General features: G+C 69.8%; 18 protein-coding genes. 6 read left to right on the top strand and 12 right to left on the bottom strand.

The features are described from left to right. Positions 1-104: 104 nt before the first annotated feature. From QRX50_RS26705 to QRX50_RS26730, 6 genes are all read right to left on the bottom strand, one after another. A complete protein-coding gene (locus QRX50_RS26705; protein ID WP_285965914.1) occupies positions 105-251 on the bottom strand; it encodes a glycoside hydrolase family 130 protein in 147 nt (48 codons plus the stop codon). Beyond that, positions 218-1,591: a glycoside hydrolase family 130 protein gene (locus QRX50_RS26710; protein WP_285965915.1), complete on the bottom strand. Its 1,374-nt coding sequence runs from the start codon at positions 1,589-1,591 to the stop codon at positions 218-220. The genes QRX50_RS26705 and QRX50_RS26710 overlap by 34 nt, the downstream gene beginning before the upstream one ends. Continuing rightward, the gene (locus QRX50_RS26715) at positions 1,588-2,607 is read right to left on the bottom strand and encodes a hypothetical protein (RefSeq protein WP_285965916.1); all 1,020 of its coding nucleotides are present in this window, start codon (positions 2,605-2,607) and stop codon (positions 1,588-1,590) included. Before QRX50_RS26715 ends, QRX50_RS26710 begins: the two co-directional genes overlap by 4 nt. Beyond that, positions 2,604-3,734: a glycosyltransferase gene (locus QRX50_RS26720; RefSeq protein ID WP_285965917.1), complete on the bottom strand. Its 1,131-nt coding sequence runs from the start codon at positions 3,732-3,734 to the stop codon at positions 2,604-2,606. The genes QRX50_RS26715 and QRX50_RS26720 overlap by 4 nt, the downstream gene beginning before the upstream one ends. Before the next feature lie 58 nt (positions 3,735-3,792). After that, positions 3,793-4,641 carry a slipin family protein gene (locus QRX50_RS26725; protein WP_285965918.1) on the bottom strand — a complete coding sequence of 283 codons (849 nt, stop codon included), beginning with the start codon at positions 4,639-4,641 and terminating at the stop codon, positions 3,793-3,795. A 98-nt stretch (positions 4,642-4,739) separates the two neighbouring features. Further along, the gene (locus QRX50_RS26730) at positions 4,740-5,414 is read right to left on the bottom strand and encodes a BON domain-containing protein (protein WP_285965919.1); all 675 of its coding nucleotides are present in this window, start codon (positions 5,412-5,414) and stop codon (positions 4,740-4,742) included. Between the two features lie 116 nt (positions 5,415-5,530). Between QRX50_RS26730 and QRX50_RS26735 the strand changes: the two genes are divergently transcribed. Continuing rightward, positions 5,531-6,181, top strand: a complete 651-nt coding sequence (locus QRX50_RS26735) for a response regulator (protein ID WP_285974566.1) — start codon at positions 5,531-5,533, stop codon at positions 6,179-6,181. Here the strand turns inward: QRX50_RS26735 and QRX50_RS26740 are convergent. Beyond that, the gene (locus QRX50_RS26740; protein WP_285965920.1) at positions 6,141-7,046 is read right to left on the bottom strand and encodes a hypothetical protein; all 906 of its coding nucleotides are present in this window, start codon (positions 7,044-7,046) and stop codon (positions 6,141-6,143) included. The genes QRX50_RS26735 and QRX50_RS26740 overlap by 41 nt on opposite strands. A 198-nt stretch (positions 7,047-7,244) precedes the next feature. Here QRX50_RS26740 and QRX50_RS26745 point away from each other — a divergent pair, with 198 nt between their 5' ends. After that, positions 7,245-8,789 carry a GAF domain-containing sensor histidine kinase gene (locus tag QRX50_RS26745; RefSeq protein ID WP_285965921.1) on the top strand — a complete coding sequence of 515 codons (1,545 nt, stop codon included), beginning with the start codon at positions 7,245-7,247 and terminating at the stop codon, positions 8,787-8,789. A 9-nt stretch (positions 8,790-8,798) separates the two neighbouring features. Here QRX50_RS26745 and QRX50_RS26750 read toward each other — a convergent pair whose 3' ends face one another. The 4 genes from QRX50_RS26750 to QRX50_RS26765 all read right to left on the bottom strand — a co-directional run bounded on the left by QRX50_RS26750 (position 8,799) and on the right by QRX50_RS26765 (position 10,796). Further along, a complete protein-coding gene (locus QRX50_RS26750) occupies positions 8,799-9,449 on the bottom strand; it encodes a phosphoribosyltransferase (protein WP_285965922.1) in 651 nt (216 codons plus the stop codon). A 290-nt stretch (positions 9,450-9,739) separates the two neighbouring features. After that, entirely contained in the window at positions 9,740-9,901 is a 162-nt protein-coding gene (locus QRX50_RS26755) for a DUF6307 family protein (protein WP_285965923.1), read from the bottom strand. Continuing rightward, the gene (locus QRX50_RS26760) at positions 9,891-10,061 is read right to left on the bottom strand and encodes an RGCVC family protein (protein ID WP_285974567.1); all 171 of its coding nucleotides are present in this window, start codon (positions 10,059-10,061) and stop codon (positions 9,891-9,893) included. The genes QRX50_RS26755 and QRX50_RS26760 overlap by 11 nt, the downstream gene beginning before the upstream one ends. A gap of 585 nt (positions 10,062-10,646) precedes the next feature. Continuing rightward, the gene (locus QRX50_RS26765) at positions 10,647-10,796 is read right to left on the bottom strand and encodes a DUF5994 family protein (RefSeq protein WP_285965924.1); all 150 of its coding nucleotides are present in this window, start codon (positions 10,794-10,796) and stop codon (positions 10,647-10,649) included. Between the two features lie 1,238 nt (positions 10,797-12,034). Here QRX50_RS26765 and QRX50_RS26770 point away from each other — a divergent pair. Then, positions 12,035-12,763 (top strand): GAF domain-containing protein, encoded by a 729-nt coding sequence (locus QRX50_RS26770; RefSeq protein ID WP_285965925.1) that lies wholly within the window; start codon positions 12,035-12,037, stop codon positions 12,761-12,763. A gap of 93 nt (positions 12,764-12,856) precedes the next feature. Then, on the top strand, positions 12,857-13,627 hold the full coding sequence (locus QRX50_RS26775) for a GAF and ANTAR domain-containing protein (RefSeq protein WP_285965926.1): 771 nt from the start codon (positions 12,857-12,859) through the stop codon (positions 13,625-13,627). Positions 13,628-13,758: 131 nt separating this feature from the next. Here QRX50_RS26775 and QRX50_RS26780 read toward each other — a convergent pair whose 3' ends face one another. After that, entirely contained in the window at positions 13,759-14,469 is a 711-nt protein-coding gene (locus QRX50_RS26780) for a TetR/AcrR family transcriptional regulator (RefSeq protein WP_285965927.1), read from the bottom strand. Positions 14,470-14,637: 168 nt separating this feature from the next. Between QRX50_RS26780 and QRX50_RS26785 the strand changes: the two genes are divergently transcribed. Together QRX50_RS26785 and QRX50_RS26790 are read left to right on the top strand one after the other, a co-directional pair. Next, positions 14,638-15,648 carry an NAD(P)-dependent alcohol dehydrogenase gene (locus QRX50_RS26785; protein ID WP_285965928.1) on the top strand — a complete coding sequence of 337 codons (1,011 nt, stop codon included), beginning with the start codon at positions 14,638-14,640 and terminating at the stop codon, positions 15,646-15,648. Continuing rightward, positions 15,645-16,406 (top strand): DUF4389 domain-containing protein, encoded by a 762-nt coding sequence (locus QRX50_RS26790; protein WP_434533141.1) that lies wholly within the window; start codon positions 15,645-15,647, stop codon positions 16,404-16,406. The genes QRX50_RS26785 and QRX50_RS26790 overlap by 4 nt, the downstream gene beginning before the upstream one ends. Positions 16,407-16,468: the final 62 nt, after the last annotated feature.

Consider the following 16,468-nt stretch of genomic DNA (forward strand, 5'->3'; position numbering starts at 1 on the left):
TCATGCCGAACTCCCGTCCCGATCGCGATCGACCGACAAGGAGTGACCCGAGGACGACGCCGACTCTGCTGCCCGCGCGCGGAATGCTCTCAGTGACACCGATTCTACACCCCGCCGGTCTTTTCGAGCAGCGCCAGCAGGGCGTCCAGGGGCACGGTGGCCAGTGCGACCCTGGTGTCGCTGCTGCCGTAGGGCAGCCACAGCGTGCCGTCGTGGATCAGCCCGCCGCAGGAGTAGACGACGTTGGGCACGACCCCTCACGCTCGTCGTCGTCCGGCACGAGCAGCGGGTCGGGCAGCGCGCCCACGATCCGGGACGGGTCGGTCAGGTCGAGCAGCAGTGCGCCGATGGCGTAGGTCCGCATGGGGCAGACGCCGTGGGTGAGCACGAGCCAGCCCGCCCGCGTTTCCAGGGGAGAGCCGCAGTTGCCTACCTGCAACAGCTCCCACGCGGCCTTCGGACCGCGCAGGGGCACCTCGCCGGACCATGACCGGCCGTCGGGCGAGGTCGCCAGGCTCGTTGTTTCCCCGTCCCCGCGGCACAACGCGAGATGCCTGCCGCCGACGAGCCGAGGGAACAACGCCATGCCCTTGTTGCGTGCGGCCGGCCCGGTGAGGGCGAACGCGCTGAAGGACGTCAGGTCGGCGCTCTCCAGCAACCGAGGCATTACCGAGATGCCGTCGTACGCGGTATAAGTAGCCCGGTAGCTGGTCTCGCCGGTGTCGGCGGTGAAGTGAACGAAGCGCGCGTCTTCCATCCCGTGGCTTTCGGTCGTGCTGATCGGCCACAGCAGCCGTTGCGCGAGATCGGTGTCGCCGGGGAAACCCACCGTGTAGCTGGCAGCGGTGACCGCGCGGATTCGCTGCGCTGTGTCGCCCGCCCCAGGTCGTTCGAGCAGGCGCGAGTCGAGAGCGGACAGCCCGCGATCGAGATCGTGCTGGTCGAAGGGATTCGGCAGAGTCGAGATCACGGTGGCGGTGATCTCGTTGTCGCATCCCTCGTGTGCCAGCGCGGCGCGGAGCCAGTCGCGGCTCCACGAATCCCGTTGGCGTTCACCGGTGGTGACCGGTCCGGTCCGCGGCTCCCATGCGGTGCGCGGCCCCGGACCCAGCACGCCGGTGGCGAAACCGATCGAGGAGAGGTGACCTTCGCCGATGCCGCGCAGGCTGAGCACCACTCGCCGCCGGCCCGGTGCCAGCCCGTCCTGCCGGGGATGCGGCACGAGGGAGGGGTTGCACAGCGCCGCCGCCTCGACCGCGTATTCGTGGGTGAAGCACGCGCCGAGCAGCAGCCGGCGTCGCGCGCTGAGGGAACGCGGATCGAGGATCCGGTGGCTCATGATCGACGCGTTGCGTTCCAGGACCGCGGCGAACTGCCGGTGCCGGCCGGAGAAATCGGCCAGCACGCGTTCCAGAGCCGACTCGACGGAACTCTCCGGCAGCGCGAGGACACGCGCGATCAGCGCGCCTGCCCGAGACCGGGTCTCCGGGATCTCCTCGCCGGGCACGAACAGCTTGGTGACGACTCGGCCGGGGTCGGGCCGGAACGGGGTCGGGTGCCGGGTCACCAGGCCCGGCGTCTCGCCGATCACGACACACCGATGCCCGAGAACCGGTCAGCCCGCAGCCGGGGGAGCTGAAACGTGGACAGCAATGCCAGCGTCGACTCGGCGCCCTGGTTCCGGTTGACGCCGTCGGCCCGGAGCCCGTCGGCGCAGCCACCGGTCTCGCGGTTCAGCAACGGCGTGTTCGCGTCGTTCGCGCCCAGGTACCAGGTGCGGGCGAGCTCCACTGTGGACGCCCAGCGGCCCGTCCCCGTGACCGCGTGGGCACGGGCGCAGGCCGCGGCGAGTGCGGCCACCTCGATCGGCTGCTGGTCGAATCCCGGCGGCGAATCCGCCGGGGACCAGCCCCCGGCGGGAACCACCGACAACCGGCCGTCGCGGGCCTGCAAGTCCACCAGCCAGCCGAGGACGCGCAATCCGTCGGCGAGCACGTCCGGCCGGGACAACAGGGCGCCGGCGGCGATCAGGACCTCGGCGACCGCTCCGTTGGCGTAGGCCAGCCGGGGCTCCGGCCACGGCCAGTCGTGGCCGGCCGGGATCGGCCCGATCGCCGTGACGGCGGCACCGAGCAGTCGCCGTGCCGGCTCGTCCTGGGGAGTCCGGAAGAGCACTTCGGTGGCGCCCAGTGCGGCGAACACCATCGCGCGCGGTGAAGGAGACCGTCGGCGTGCCCCCGCGTCGAAGAGGAGCCGTGCCTCCGTGCGGAGCCAGGCCCGCTCGGCATAGGCGGCCGTGCTGCCGAGTCCCCAGAGCGCCCGGCCCCACCAGTCACCGAGTCCGGGGGCATCCTGCCAGCCACGGTCGAAGCCGAGCCGGTTGCGGAAGCAGCCGTCCTGGTGCGCGTGCGCGGTGAACGCGAACAGCGTTTCCTGCAGGCCCAGCAGTTCCGCGGAGAGGCCCCGCTCACGGCTCAGCACGACCAGGCCACGGGCGGCGTCGTCGAGGCAGTACCCGTGCTCCCGGCGCGGGATGGCTCCGCATGCGTGTTCGAAGAGGCCGACGTCGTCGGACAGCCGCAGGAGGTGGCGGCTGTCCAGCATCACGCCACGACCGGAGCCGCGGCGGACACGAGTTCGGCACCGAGCTTGTCGTATTGCTTCGCCACTGATGTCCAGCCGAGGGTGCGGGCGACGATCCCGGCAGCACCGGCCATTCGCGTCGCGATGTCCCGGTCGGTCAGGATCGTCTGGAGCGCGGCCGCGATCGCCGCCGGGTCCTGGTGGTTGACGAGTGTGCCCGCGCCACCGGAGAGCAGTTCGACGGCGTGCGGGAAACGGGTCGCCACCACCGGCGTCCGTGCGGTGACGGCCTCGATGAGCACTCCGGAGGTGACCTGGTCGCGTGAGTCGTAGGGCAGGAGGACGACCTCGGCGCGGGCCACCAGACGGCGCAGCAACACGGTGTCGAGGTAGCGCGAGTCGAACCGGACCCGGTCTCCCACGCCGAGCCGCTCGGTCCGGACCAGCAGCGAATGGCGGTAGCTTTCCCCTTGCTGGGCAAGCACCTTGGGATGGGTCCGCCCGGCGACCAGGTAGCGCGGCTCCGGCCACAGGGCAGGCAGCAGGGCCATCGCGTCGATGCCCCACTCGATGCCCTTGCCGGGGCCGAGCAGGCCCCAGGTGAGGATCTGGCGTTGCTGGGTGCGGTGCGGCACCGGTACCGGTGCCGTGCCGTTCGTATCGGTGGCACCGTGGGGGATCACCGTGAGTCGGCCGGCGGGGACGTCGTAGCCGGCGACGAGCCGGGTTCGCGCGGCCTCGCTCATCACCACGATCGCGGTCGCCGCGGCGAGCACGCCGTTGAGCACTTCGCGCTGGTGTGGTGTCGGTGCGGTGAGCACGGTGTGCAGGACGACGATCGCCGGGACCCGCAGCAGTTCCAGGACGCGCAGGACGTCCTCGTCGTCCTCACCGCCGTAGATGCCGTACTCGTGCTGCACGATCGCGACGTCTTCCCGGTCGAGCAGGGTGGCCGCGTCCTGCCAGCTGCGTGGTGAGCCGGCGACCAGATCGCCGACCACCTCCGGTGCACCGGCGGAGTCCCTGGACTCCACGGCCCGCACCACCCCGCCCGCGGATCCTGGCGGCAATGCCGCGCGGAGCGAGGCGGTGAACGACGCGAGTCCGCAGAGCGTCGGCGGATAGGTACTCAGGAAACCGAACGTGATCACGCGGAGCCTTTCGGAACGCGGCTGCGCGCGGCAACCAGATGGGGGTGACACGGCCGGTTCAGAGCTCGCCGGGTGCGGCTGACCCGTTCGTCGCCGAGGCCGCGGGCACGATCGCGGCCGTTTCGGGGGCTTTGGCGGCGGGCACGGTCCCGGCCGCGGCGGATTCCCTGGCGAGGAAGGTGCCGAGCTCACCGATGGTGCTCATCAGCGGGGCGGGGAACACGATGGTGGTGTTCTTGTCGACACCGAGTTCGACGAGGCTCTGAAGGTTGCGCAGCTGCAATGCGAGCGGGTGCGCCATCATGGTGTCCGAGGCATCGCCGAGCGCTGCCGCGGCCAGTGATTCACCTTCGGCGCTGATGATCTTGGCGCGCTTCTCGCGTTCTGCCTCGGCTTGCCGGGCCATCGCGCGTTTCATGGCCTCGGGCAGCTGGATGTCCTTCAGTTCCACCAAGGTGACTTCCACGCCCCAGCCGAGCGTGGTGATGTCGAGGATCCGGCGGATGTCGAGATTGATGCTGTCGGTCTCGGACAACGTCTCGTCCAGCGTGTGCTGGCCGACGACCTTCCGCAGGGTCGTCTGGGCGATCTGATCGATCGCGGCGTAGACGTTTTCGATCGCGACGACGGACTTCGTTACGTCGATAACCCGGAAATAGGCGACTGCCGAGACGTCGAGGCTCACATTGTCGCGGGTGATGATGCCCTGCGACTGGATGGGCATTGTGACAATCCGCAGCGGCACCCGGCGCAGCACGTCGACCACCGGGATGATCAGCCGCAGCCCGGGCTCGCGGACGCCGAGCACCCGGCCGAGCCGGAACAGGACACCGCGTTCGTACTGTTTGACGATCCGCACCGCGGATGCCAGCAGGATCACCAGCGCGGCGATGACCACGATGATCACGACAATGTTCATGGCGCTCCAGAAAACGCTCGCTGCGACAGGCCGCGGGTGAGCCGGCACCCGCGGGGGAAACGCGTGCCGGCCGGATGGGTGACGCCTCAGCCGACGAGCGTCACCTGGTTGTCGACCGCGGTCACGCCTGTGGCGAACCAGGCGGCCTGTTCGGCTTGACGGCGTTCGGTCGAGGAGGAGGCCGTACCCGTCAGGGTGACCTGGCTTCCGGTGACCTCGACCTCGACGTGCTGGGCGCCCGACGGCGCATGCCGCCGCAGGGCCGCGGCGATCCTGCCCTGGGTTTCGGCGGGAGTGACCTCCGCCGAGGGCTTCACCACGATCAGGTTTCGTACCCCGCTCACCCCGGGCAGCATGGCGATCGCGTGCCGGGCGGCTTCGCGCTGATACTGCCAGGCCACCGAGCCCCGCAGTGTGAGCACGTGATCCTGGACCTCGACCTGCACCGACCCGCGCGGTATCACGACCGTGCGGCGGTCGAAGACGATCGCGGCTTCGCGCGCAAGATCCGCGTCCTGCGGGATGCCGCCCTTGTGCTGGACGACGATCTGGTCGCCGGTCACGGTCACGCCGTGGACGCGGGTCGCCGCGCGAAGGGCTTCTTCCTTCTCGGGGTAGGTCCCGACGGTGCCGGTCAGCGTCGCCGCGCCATCGGTGACGGCCACTCCGATCTGTTCGGCGTCGACGCTGGGAGTCCAGACCAGCTCATCGGCGATAGCGTTCTGGAGCTCATGATCGGCCCTGTGCTGGGTCTGTGTCATCCGCCGACCGTGCGCCCTCCCGCGCTCCGCGGGTAGAGTCATCCGACCTTCCCGAGGGTGCCGTTCAGCAGGCGTAGCGTGAACCTGTGGCCGACGAAGCACAGCCCGACCCTCGGGTGATCAAGGTCTTCCTGGTCGACGACCACGAGCTAGTGCGCCGCGGCGTGGCCGAGATCCTGGACGACGAGGACGACATGACGGTGGTCGGCCAGGCATCTGGCGTCGCCGCCGCGCTGGCCCGGGTACCGGCGTTGCGCCCGGACGTCGCGGTGCTGGACGTGCGGCTGCCGGACGGCAACGGCGTCGAGCTGTGCCGCGAGCTGCGTGCCCGCCTACCGGGCCTGCACTGCCTGATGCTGACGTCGTTCACCGACGAACAGGCGATGATCAACGCCATCCAGGCCGGCGCCGACGGTTACGTGATCAAGGACATCGAGGGCCTGCGGCTGGTCGACGCGATCCGCCGGGTCGGGGCGGGGGCGAAGCTGCTCGACGACCGGGCCGTCGCGGCGCTGATGGCCAATCTCCGTGCCGGCGACGGGAAACCGGGGCCGCTGACGGGTCTCACCGAGCAGGAACGCACCCTGCTGGACCTGCTCGGGGAAAGCCTGACGAACCGGCAGATCGCCGAGCGGATGTTCCTCGCGGAGAAGACCGTGAAGAACTATGTGTCTCGGTTGCTGACCAAACTGGGCCTGGAGCGGCGAAGCCAGGCGGCGGTCCTGGTCACCGTGGTGCACGAGGAGGAACGCGGTCGAGCCGGCTAGCGACGGCGCGGAAGGGGCGCTCGTCGCTGGTCACGACGTCTTCCAGGTCGGCCCGCGCCCCCTGGTGCACCGGCGCGCCGTGCCCCAGCCGCAGCATGATCTGCGGCCAGAGACCACCTCCGAGCAGCTGCCGGAGCTCTCGCCGCAGCGTCATCGGCGCCACGACCTGGGGCAGGAACGACGCGGAAAGACCCGCGGCGGTGGCGGTCAACAGCACTCGCTGCAACGCCTGACCGGCCTGGAGCCGGGACAGCGGAACGTCGTTCAGGGAGCCGATGACCACGAGCAGCCGATCGGGCTCGACGTCGAGATCCGACAGCCGGGCCTCGGATCCCGGCATCGCCTGATCGTCCTGCCAGGCGCGCCGCAAGATCTCCCGCAGCTGCGGCTGCTGCGCCGGGGACACCGTGGCGAGCCAGGCTCGCTCGATCTCGGCCGCGCGACGGAGTTCCCTTTGAACCGAAGGATCTACGGTGGCGGGGGTGAAGGGCGCCCGATTGCTCCGGCGGAGCGAAACGGCGTCCGCGAGCCGCTGATCGACCGGCGCGGCCGGGTCCCGGCCGTGTGGCCGCACGACGGCCAGCAGCTCCGGCCGGCCCGCATCCGGGAGCAACCGGACGTCTGGATAACACCCCTGTGCCCGGATCGCCAGCCGGAGGTTCAGCAGCGCGGCACCGCAGTCCAGGAGCTGGTCCCGGTGTCCGGAGCCGGCGTCCCACGCCACGGGGACGGGGTCCGCGTACAGCTCGATGGCCTCCGGCGTGCAGCGGAAACGCCACGGCCGCCCGCCCGCCAGCGGTGGCGGGGTGGTCGCCGCGAGCAGCACAGAGCGCACCTGCTCCAACGTCAGGTGTCCGACGGGCATGACCCCGGTTTTCATACGGCGGCTCCGGATCCGGTCTATCGAGTGGCTGATTGGTGGTGCCGGTCCACCATCCGCCCCGCCGGACGCAGGGGCCTAGTGCCGAAGGTCGCCCGGCGAGCGGACAAGGTCGTCGGCTGCGAACCCGAGACGGCCCCGCCGAACCGCCCGCCGGGCGGTAGCCTGTGCCACTGTTACGACATGACCGACGTCGACGGCCGCGGCCCGCCCGGAGCCGATGACGCGCGGAACTCGATCGACGAGGCCATCTCGGTCCGCTCCCGGATGGACGCGCTGCTGGCGGCTGTGCTCGCGGTTTCCTCCGGTCTGGAGCTCGACAAGACCCTCGACCGGATCGTCACCGCCGCCCGCGAGCTCGTCGGCGCGCGGTACAGCACTCTTTCGCTCCTCGGTGACGACGGGGCGACGACCGCGTTCGTTGCCGCGGGTGTCGATGGCGTCACCCCGGCGCTGATCGGCCCACCCATGCGGACTTTCCTCGACGTTCCGCTCCTGGCCCGCGGCCGGGTGCTCGGCCGGTTGTCCCTGGCGGAGAAGGAAGACGGACAGGGCTTCACCGGCGACGATGAGCGAGTGGTCGTGGCGCTGGCGGCCGCCGCCGGTATCGCGGTGGACAACGCCTGCCTGTACGAGGAGAGCCGCGCCCGGCAACGGTGGCTGGAGGCCGTCGGCGAGATCTCGGCGGAGCTGCTGGGCGGCACCGGCGTCACTGACGTGCTGCGCCTGATCGCGAGCCGTACCGCCGAACTCAGCGGAGCCGACAACGCGCTGATCGCGCTGCCGTCGCGCCCAGGCGACAAGCGGACTCTCGTGGTCACTGTGTGCTCCGGGCCGGACGCCGACGCGCTGACCGGCCGGCGGATCCCGGTCGAGAGGTCGACTTCGGGTGCGGTGCTGCACGATCACGTGCCGCGCAGCGTGCCCGGCCTGGCGTCCGATCTGGGGGTGGGCCTCGGGCCCGCTCTCGTGGTGCCCCTGCGGTCCGGGGAGGCGTCGGCGGGTGTGCTCGTCGCCGTTCGCGCTCCCGGTGAGTCGACCTTCGACGAGCACGAGCTCCAGATCGTGTCCGCGTTCGCCGACCAGGCCGCGCTGGCGTTGAGGGACGCCGAAAGCCAGTCCGCCCGCCGGGAGCTGGACGTCGTGGCGGATCGCGACCGGATCGCCCGCGATCTGCACGACCACGTCATCCAGCGGCTGTTCGCGGTGGGGCTGGCGATGAAGGGCACCCTCCGCCGGGCGGGCTCACCGGCCATCGGGGATCGCCTCGCCCGGCACATCGGGCAGCTGCAGGAGGTCATCGAGGAGATCCGCAGCTCGATCTTCGACCTGCACCCGGCACCGGGGGAGGACCGGGGACTGCGCGCGAAACTGCGCTCCGTGATCACCGACTCCATCGGTGACTCCGGCGTCCGCGCCACGGTGCACATTTCGGGACCACTCGACGACGTACCCGCCGGCCTGGCCGAGCACGCCCAGGCCGTGGTCCGCGAGGCGATCAGCAACGTCCTGCGCCACGCCGAGGCTGCTGAGCTGGCGATCACGGTGACGCTCGACGAGGACTTGGTCATCGTCGTCTCCGACACCGGAATCGGCATGCCGGAAGCCGGGGCGCGAAGTGGGCTTCGCAATCTCGGACAACGCGCAGCCGAAGCCGGCGGATCGTTCCGGATCGAGCGTCCCGACGAGGGTGGGACCCGGCTGGTGTGGCTGGCGCCTCTGCCTTGACCGCGGCCGCTACCGGGCCGCGACCGGCGGCGCGGGCTCGCCGCCCAGCAGGGCGATCGCGTCGGTGTCCGCGACTCCGGTGAAGTCGGTGTAGCTGTTGCGGACGGCGTGCATCCAGGGCAGCGGGCGGAGGCAGAGGAGCTGGTCCACCTCGCGGGCGAGGCGATCGAGCGTCCGCGCCGGGCCGACCGGAACCGCGAGCACGACTTCGCGCACGCCGCGGGCGCGCAGGACGCGGATCGCCGCATGGGCTGTGGCACCGGTGGCGACACCGTCGTCGGCCAGGACGACGGTCTGACCGGTGATCGGCACCGGCGGCAGGGGGCGGCGGTAACCGGCGATCTGCCGGGCCAGCTCGGCGCGTGCCTGCCCGGCGAGCTGGGAAAATTGTTCCGGCGTAAGGGAGAACCTGCGGAGCGCGTCGTGATCCGAGACCAGCACGTCACCTTCACCGACAGCGCCCAGAGTCGTCGTGGGCGGCCCGAACTCGATCCGGTGGGTCAGCAGGACATCCAGCGGCGCATGGAGCACGTCGGCGATCTCCTTGGCGACCAGCAGCCCGCCCCCGGACGAACCGAGGACGACGGTGTGGTGGCCGCGGAGGTAGCGCAGGCGAAGCGCCAGCTCCGCGCCGGCTTGCCGGCGATCGCGAAACCGCACGGGACTCCTGGTCTGGTCTCGTCGTGGGAGGTTGAAGGGCCTGCTCAGCGTTACCGATGCCCCGGCTCCCGACGAGGGCCGTTGGTCACCGGGCCGCGGCGCCTTCGACACCTCCGCCGTGGCGAATCGGCATGTACCCGGGTTGGCCTCCGCTGCGCAGGATGAGTTTGGGATGGGTGTGCACGCTCGTCGTGTCGAGCTGACAGGTCAGGACAGAGCCCGCATCAGCGGCTTGCCCGCAGTAGTCGGGGGCGTCGCCGAGCTGCCTTCTGGACCGGCACGGCGAACTCCTACCGCCGCACTTTCTCGGGTGCCTCGTCGATGAGGTGCAGTAGCCGCACCGCAAGTGCTTGGCACGCCGCTTCGGTCAAGCCCGTGTCTGCTTTCAGCACATCGCGTACCAGTACGACCCGCTGGTCGTACCGCGACACGAAGACCACCTCACTGGTCATGATCTCTTCCTCTTTCCTCGGTTTCCCGGCTTCTTGCAGGGCAGGCGCAGCCACGGTGGAGCTCACCCGCGGCCGTCGCCGCGCAGAAGCGGCTCGCGATCGTGTCGTGGCCGGCTGTCTCATGTGGACAAACAGGGCAGCCGCCGACGCCGGTCCGCACGCCTGTCGGCGATGGGGCGAGTTCGGTGATCAATTCGTGCTCCTCACTGGTCGGCCGCCTTGGCTCCGTTCGACGTCACCACCGGCGCGACGAACAGAGGCGGCGGGGCGTTCGCGGCCGCGTTCTCGCGGGCGACGAAGGGCCCGGCTCGCCGATGGTGCTCATCAGCTGGGCGGGAACACCACGGTGGTGTTCTTGTCCACACCGAGCTCCACGAGGCTCTGCGGATCGCACAGCAACCGCAAGCGGGTGCGTCATCATCGTGTCCGATGCCTCGCCCAGCGCCGCTGCGACCGGCGACTCGCCTTCGGCGCTGATGATCGCCAGGCGTGCTACGAGCCGGGCACGGGTGGGGCCTACTGCCATCGCACGGGATGCGTCCGGACACCACTGACACTACACGTGGCCAGGTCCGGGAAAGTCACGACAGCACGCCCGGCCGGACCACGGTACGCCACGAGGACAACGTGCACGGACCGCCGCGAGCGGTTCTTCGGTCATCAGCCGTCCGACATGGCGCTGATTCCGGCGGCCACTGGTGGGCCGAACCGTCCACCAGGGACACCGCACCGGCCCTGCGGTCGCTCACGGGTGCGCGGAAACCCAGTTGCCGGAAGGATTTCCGTCCCGCTGTTCGAGCGCGGTCGCCAGGGACGGCAGCTCCGCCGCCAGATCCGTCGCGCGCGGCCACCGGCCGCCGTCGACGTGGCCGCGTTCGGCGCCGGCCTGCTTCATTCGTCCCGTTGTCCCGCAACGGGTGTCCGGCCGTCGCACGGAGCACTCGTCGCGGGGTGCGCCTCGACAGCGCGCTCGCTGGCTTGTCGGTGTAGTGTGGAAGGTGTCCGAGAGCATCTCGTGTGTGGGCGATAGAGCCTGCGCCGTCCTCGGTCCTCCTCCGGTCGGATCCGGCCGAGGACGGGAGCACGGCATGTCGCCGGGCCCACGACACACCATCGTCACCCATCGGCCTCAAGGCCGTCGAGCCGCTCCGGCTCCGACCGCGTCCGCGGTGCCAGCCGACAGCGCCCACCAGGGTACGGCGATGGTGCGACGTGGCCCGCTCCCGATACTCGGTGGCGGACATCGATCACGTTGTCTCGAAAGGAAACCATCAGTACCTCACCCTTGGGCAAGCCACTCTTCAGCCATCCTGTCGCAGAAGATTCTTGGCCCGACGCCCTCGTCGAGCCGCAGGAAACCCGTTACGACAGCTTGTTCCGGAACCCGGCCGCCCGGCCCGGTGAACTCGCGGCAACGCATCCGCGCGAGCCGCAAGTGCGCACGCGGCGGCAGCGCCGACGCTGACCGTGCCCTTCTACGCATCCGCTCCACTGTGAACGGTGACAGCTGACCCGCTGATGTGGCGCACGCTGACACCTCGGCCTGAGCGAATCGAAGTCCGACTCCGTCGGCCATGAAGTTTGTACAAGGCAACGGTGCTTCGACCACCGTGATCAACTCTTTCGCCATCGGGCATAGGCTGCGGCTACAGTAACCGGGAGACACAAAAGGCTGTTTCGACGGCGCCGTCCGAAGGTGGACACACGCGATCGCTGCGACACCTCGCGCCTCCGCACGGCGGGTGAAATTGGGCCAGCGTGTTCCCCAGTTCAGTGAGCAATGCCAGCGACAAGGCCGAGGCCGCGGGGGTCTCCGGGACGGGCTGCTCAGAGCAGTGAGCAGAGCCGCCGGGGGATTGGGCGAAATGCGGCCGCATGGCCATGGCCTGGCCCCGCGTCAGGCCGCTGGACGAGATGCTCGAACAGCCGGACGTCTCCGGGCACGGCGGGTCCGGCGGCGACACCTGTGAACAGTTACGCTGACGCGGCAATGCGTCTTGGTGCGGGGCCCGGATCCCGTCACCGCCGGGAAACCTCTGGTCGGCGGTACCCCAGGTGAGGGTGGTGGCACATGCGGAGTGCGCAGCGTCAATCACTCTCCGCAGAGCACGGCCGTGCGCCGTAATGACCGAGATGTCCGACCGGGAGGTCCTGCTGGCCCGGTTGCGTGCCGCGGTCGCTGACGCTTTCCGCGACCACACCGACGTCGCGGACCCCCTCGCCCGGTTGTGCCGCGCCTGTGTGCAGCTGTTACCGGTCGACGGGGCGTCGGTCTCGCTGATGACCGGCGCCGAGCACCGGGAAACCTTGTACGCCAGCGACCCGGTCGTGGGGCACATCGAGACGTTGCAGTTCAGCCTCGGCGAAGGGCCCTGTTTCGAGGCGTTCACGACCGGCCGGCCGGTATTGATCGCGGACCTCGCCGCGGACGCCGCCAGTGCCTGGCCGGTGTTCGCCACGCAGATGGCAGGTCAGCCGGTTGGCGCGATCTTCGCGTTCCCCCTGCTGCTCGGTGCCGCCCGGGTCGGTGCGATCGACATGTACCGGCGGACCCCCGGTTGGCTGACGCCGACCGAACTGGCCACCGCGCTGCGGATCGCCGACATCGCCGCCTCCGCCCTGATCGCGCCGCACCGCGGTGGCCTGGACACCGGACTCGGCGAGGTTTGGCTGGCAGTGCTGCCGCGAAACAGCGAGCAGGTGCATCAAGTCACCGGCATGCTGATCGCCGAGTACGCCATCCCGGCCCACGAGGCGCTGGCGCGGCTACGCGGCTACGCCTTCGCCAACGGCCGGCTCATCAACGAGGTCGCCGCCGACCTGGTCACGCGCCGCACGCACCCCCGCGAGATCAGCCCGTGACCTCACCGCTTGATACCGCACCGGCACAGAAACGACCGGCTTCGAGCGGATCAGCACCACTACTCTGGATTGAGAGGATGGGAGATACCGACGATGACTGACAAGTCCTCCACTGCCAGCGTCCGAGAGACCCGGATGGTCGCAGCTTTCGTCGAAATGGCCGACACCCTCGTCGACGATTACGACGTCGCCGATGTGTTGCATCGGCTTGTCACGCACGCCGTCGAATTGCTCGACGCGGCCGCGGCCGGGTTGATGCTGGCCGACCAGCGGGGGAGCCTGCAGGTGCTGGCCTCCTCCACCGAGGGCGTCCGGCTGCTGGAGTTGTTCCAGCTGCAGGCCAACGAAGGCCCGTGCGTGGACGCCTACCGTGCAGGAGAGCCCATCCTCGTCGACGACCTGACCCGTAGCGTGCAACGGTGGCCCTCTTTCGCGCCGCAAGCCGTCAGTCTGGGGTTCGCCGCCGTGCACGCCGTGCCCTTGCGATTGCGGCACGAGGTCATCGGCGCACTCAACCTCTTCGGCTACCACGCCGGCCCCCTGACCCAGGCCGACCTGCACCTCGCCCAAGCGCTCGCCGACACCGCCACCATCGGCATTCTCCAGGAACGCGCTATCCACCGCGGCGAAGTCCTCACCGAGCAACTGCAGACCGCCTTGAACAGTCGCGTCATCATCGAGCAAGCCAAAGGTGTGCTCTTTCACGCCGGGGGCCTCGACATGGGCCAGACATTCGAAGTCATGCGCACGTACGCCCGCGACCATTCCACGCGGCTCTCCGATATCGCCACCCAACTGGCCACCGCCACCCTGGACCCCCTAACCGTTCTCAACCATCGCCACCACCCGGCACCGCAGCAGTAACCGCAACGCGGGAAGGACAGAAGCACGGGGCCGGATCGCCGATCCTTCACGAGCGCCCATCCGCAACCTACGGATGCGACGGCGATTCTGAAGACGGTCTAAGCCTGCGGGCTGCGTCGAGGGGAGGCGGCTCAGTCGGATCCGACGGACTTCCGCCCCGTAGCCACGCGGGTGGTGAGGCCATCGAGGATCCGGCGAAGGCCCCAGAGGTACTGCTCGGTGGAGATGTAGCCGGCCATTGTCGCCGCCGCGGCGGCACTGTGCGGGAAGTGTTCAGGCGGCCTCGCCGAGAAGGCGAGCCGGCGGGTGGCGATCCGTTCCGACTCCGCCGGCAGCGGGACCTTGTGCTGCACATCGGCGACTTCCAGGACGAGTGAGCCGAAGATGTAGACGAACAGCAGGTAGGACGCCTGCGCGGCGTCGGTGGCGTCGAGTCCGGCGTCGGCCAGCAGCTGCAGGAGCCGTTCGGTGAGGGCCTGCGCGATAGGCCCATCCATCCGGCTGCCGACCATCAGGCTGACCGCGCCCGGATGTGCGGACAGTTTCGCTCGCAGTTCCAGGGCCAGCGCTTCCACGCGTTCGCGCCAGGGCTGCGCACGGTCGGCGAAGACGTCGTGGTCCACCTCGCCGAGCAGCCGCTCGACGAGCGCATCGACCACGGCGGCCTTGTCCGGGAAGTAGGTGTAGATCGCGTTCGGGGCCACGCCCACCCGCGCGGCGATCGCCCGCACGGACGCCGTATCCGGGCCGTGGTCGAGCAGGCTCAGCGCCGCGTCGAGGATCTCGTCCTCGGTGAGTGCGCGCCGCGGACCGCGAGGGCGTCGCCTCCCTGATTCGGACACTGGTGCCTTCCTCCTCTTGACTTCGGTACCAGTAGGGTAGGCGGTTCTTTGTACGGCGTACAAATCCTGTACACCGTTCAGTGATCAACGGTGAAAGCGAAGGTCACGATGCGCACAACTCACGTCGACAGGCTCAGGGGTCCCCCTCTCGAGACCGGAGGGGCAACGATGACGGCGGTGGTGCAGGACCACTACAGCGCCGCTCCCGAGAACCTCTTCCGGGTCGCGCAGATCGACACTCCCACCATCGGAGACGACGACATCCTGGTGAGAGTGCACGCCGCCGGCGTGGACCGGGGTACCTGGCACATCATGTCCGGCCTGCCCTATCCGATCCGGCTCGCAGGCTTCGGACTTCGCCGCCCGAAGTACGCCAACCCAGGCAGGAACCTGGCCGGAACGGTCGAGGCGGTCGGCCGCAGCGTCACCGGCTTCGCCCCGGGCGACGAGGTGTTCGGGACGTCCACCAGCACCTTCGCGCAGTATGCGACCGCCCGCCCCGGCAAGCTCGCCCCGAAGCCGGCGAACCTCTCCTTCGAACAGGCTGCCGCCGTTCCGGGCTCGGGGGCAACTGCCCTGCAGGCCGTTCGCGACCACGGACGCGTCCGGGCCGGTGAGAAGGTGCTGATCATCGGCGCCTCGGGCGGTGTCGGAACGTTCGCCGTGCAGATCGCGAAGGCATGCCGCGCGAACGTCACCGCCGTTTGCAGCGTCGGCAAGGTGGAGATGATCCGCGCCCTGGGCGCCGACCACGTCATCGACTACGCCCGTGCCGGCTTCGCCGACGGCGGACACCGCTACGACGTCATCCTCGACATCGGCGGCAACGCCCGGCTGTCCGATCTACGGCGGGCTCTGACACCACGGGGACGACTGGTCATAGTCGGCGGAGAGACCGGCGGCCGGCTGCTCGGCGGCAGCGACCGCCAGATCCGGGCGAAGCTGCTCTCGCCGTTCGTCCGCCAGCAGCTGGGCACCTTCGTCGCGAAGGAAACCGCCGTCGACCTGATCGCGCTCGGCGCGCTCATCGAGGGCGGAAAGCTCACCCTTGCGATCGACCGCACCTACCCACTGACCGAGGTCGCCGCGGCCATCCGCCACCTGCTCGACGGGAAGACCCGAGGCAAGCTCGTCGTCTCCGTCCTCCCCCCGGCACCCGCCACAGGGAGCACACCATGACCGATCCCCGTACGCCCTACCCGGTCCGCGTCGACGCGGCGCTCGAGCCGTCCGGCTCCCGCGGCCTGTGGCTGGTCAAATGGTTGCTGCTGATCCCGCACTTCATCGTGCTGTTCTTCCTGTGGGTCGCCTTCTGCGTAGTCAGCGTGATCGCGTTCTTCGCCATTCTGATCACCGCGCGCTATCCGCGACCGTTGTTCGACTTCAACGTCGGCGTGCTGCGCTGGAGCTGGCGGGTGAACTACTACGGCTACAGCGCCCTGGGCACCGACCGCTATCCGCCCTTCACCCTCGCCGAGATGGCCGACTACCCGGCACACCTCGACGTGCCCTACCCTGAGCGGCTGTCCCGCGGCCTGGTGCTGGTCAAGTGGTGGCTGCTGGTCCTGCCGCACTACATCGTGCTGTCGATCCTGGTCGGCGGCGGACTGTGGGCCGGCTCCGGCGCCACCACCGACCGTGGCTGGTACGCCGGCGCCGGCGGTGCCGGCCTCCTCACGCTGCTCCTGCTGATCGCCGCGATTGTGCTGCTGTTCACCGGCCGGTACCCGAAGTCGCTGTACGACTTCGTACTCGGCATCGACCGCTGGGCGCTGCGTGTGGCCGCCTACACCGCACTGATGACCGACCGCTACCCGCCGTTCCGACTCGACCAGGGCGGCGCCGACCCGGTATTCGCCGACCCCACTCCGCCGTCGCCCTCCGGGCCGCCGGCCGCAGGGCAGCCGGCCGGTGAAACCCTTGGCCGCGCCGGGTAGCGGCAACCTGGCATGTTTGTGCCTGAAGGGTACGGGCTGGTCTCATATGCGCCGTTCGTTCT

The organism is Amycolatopsis sp. 2-15 (genome assembly GCF_030285625.1).
GTDB lineage: Bacteria > Actinomycetota > Actinomycetes > Mycobacteriales > Pseudonocardiaceae > Amycolatopsis > Amycolatopsis carbonis.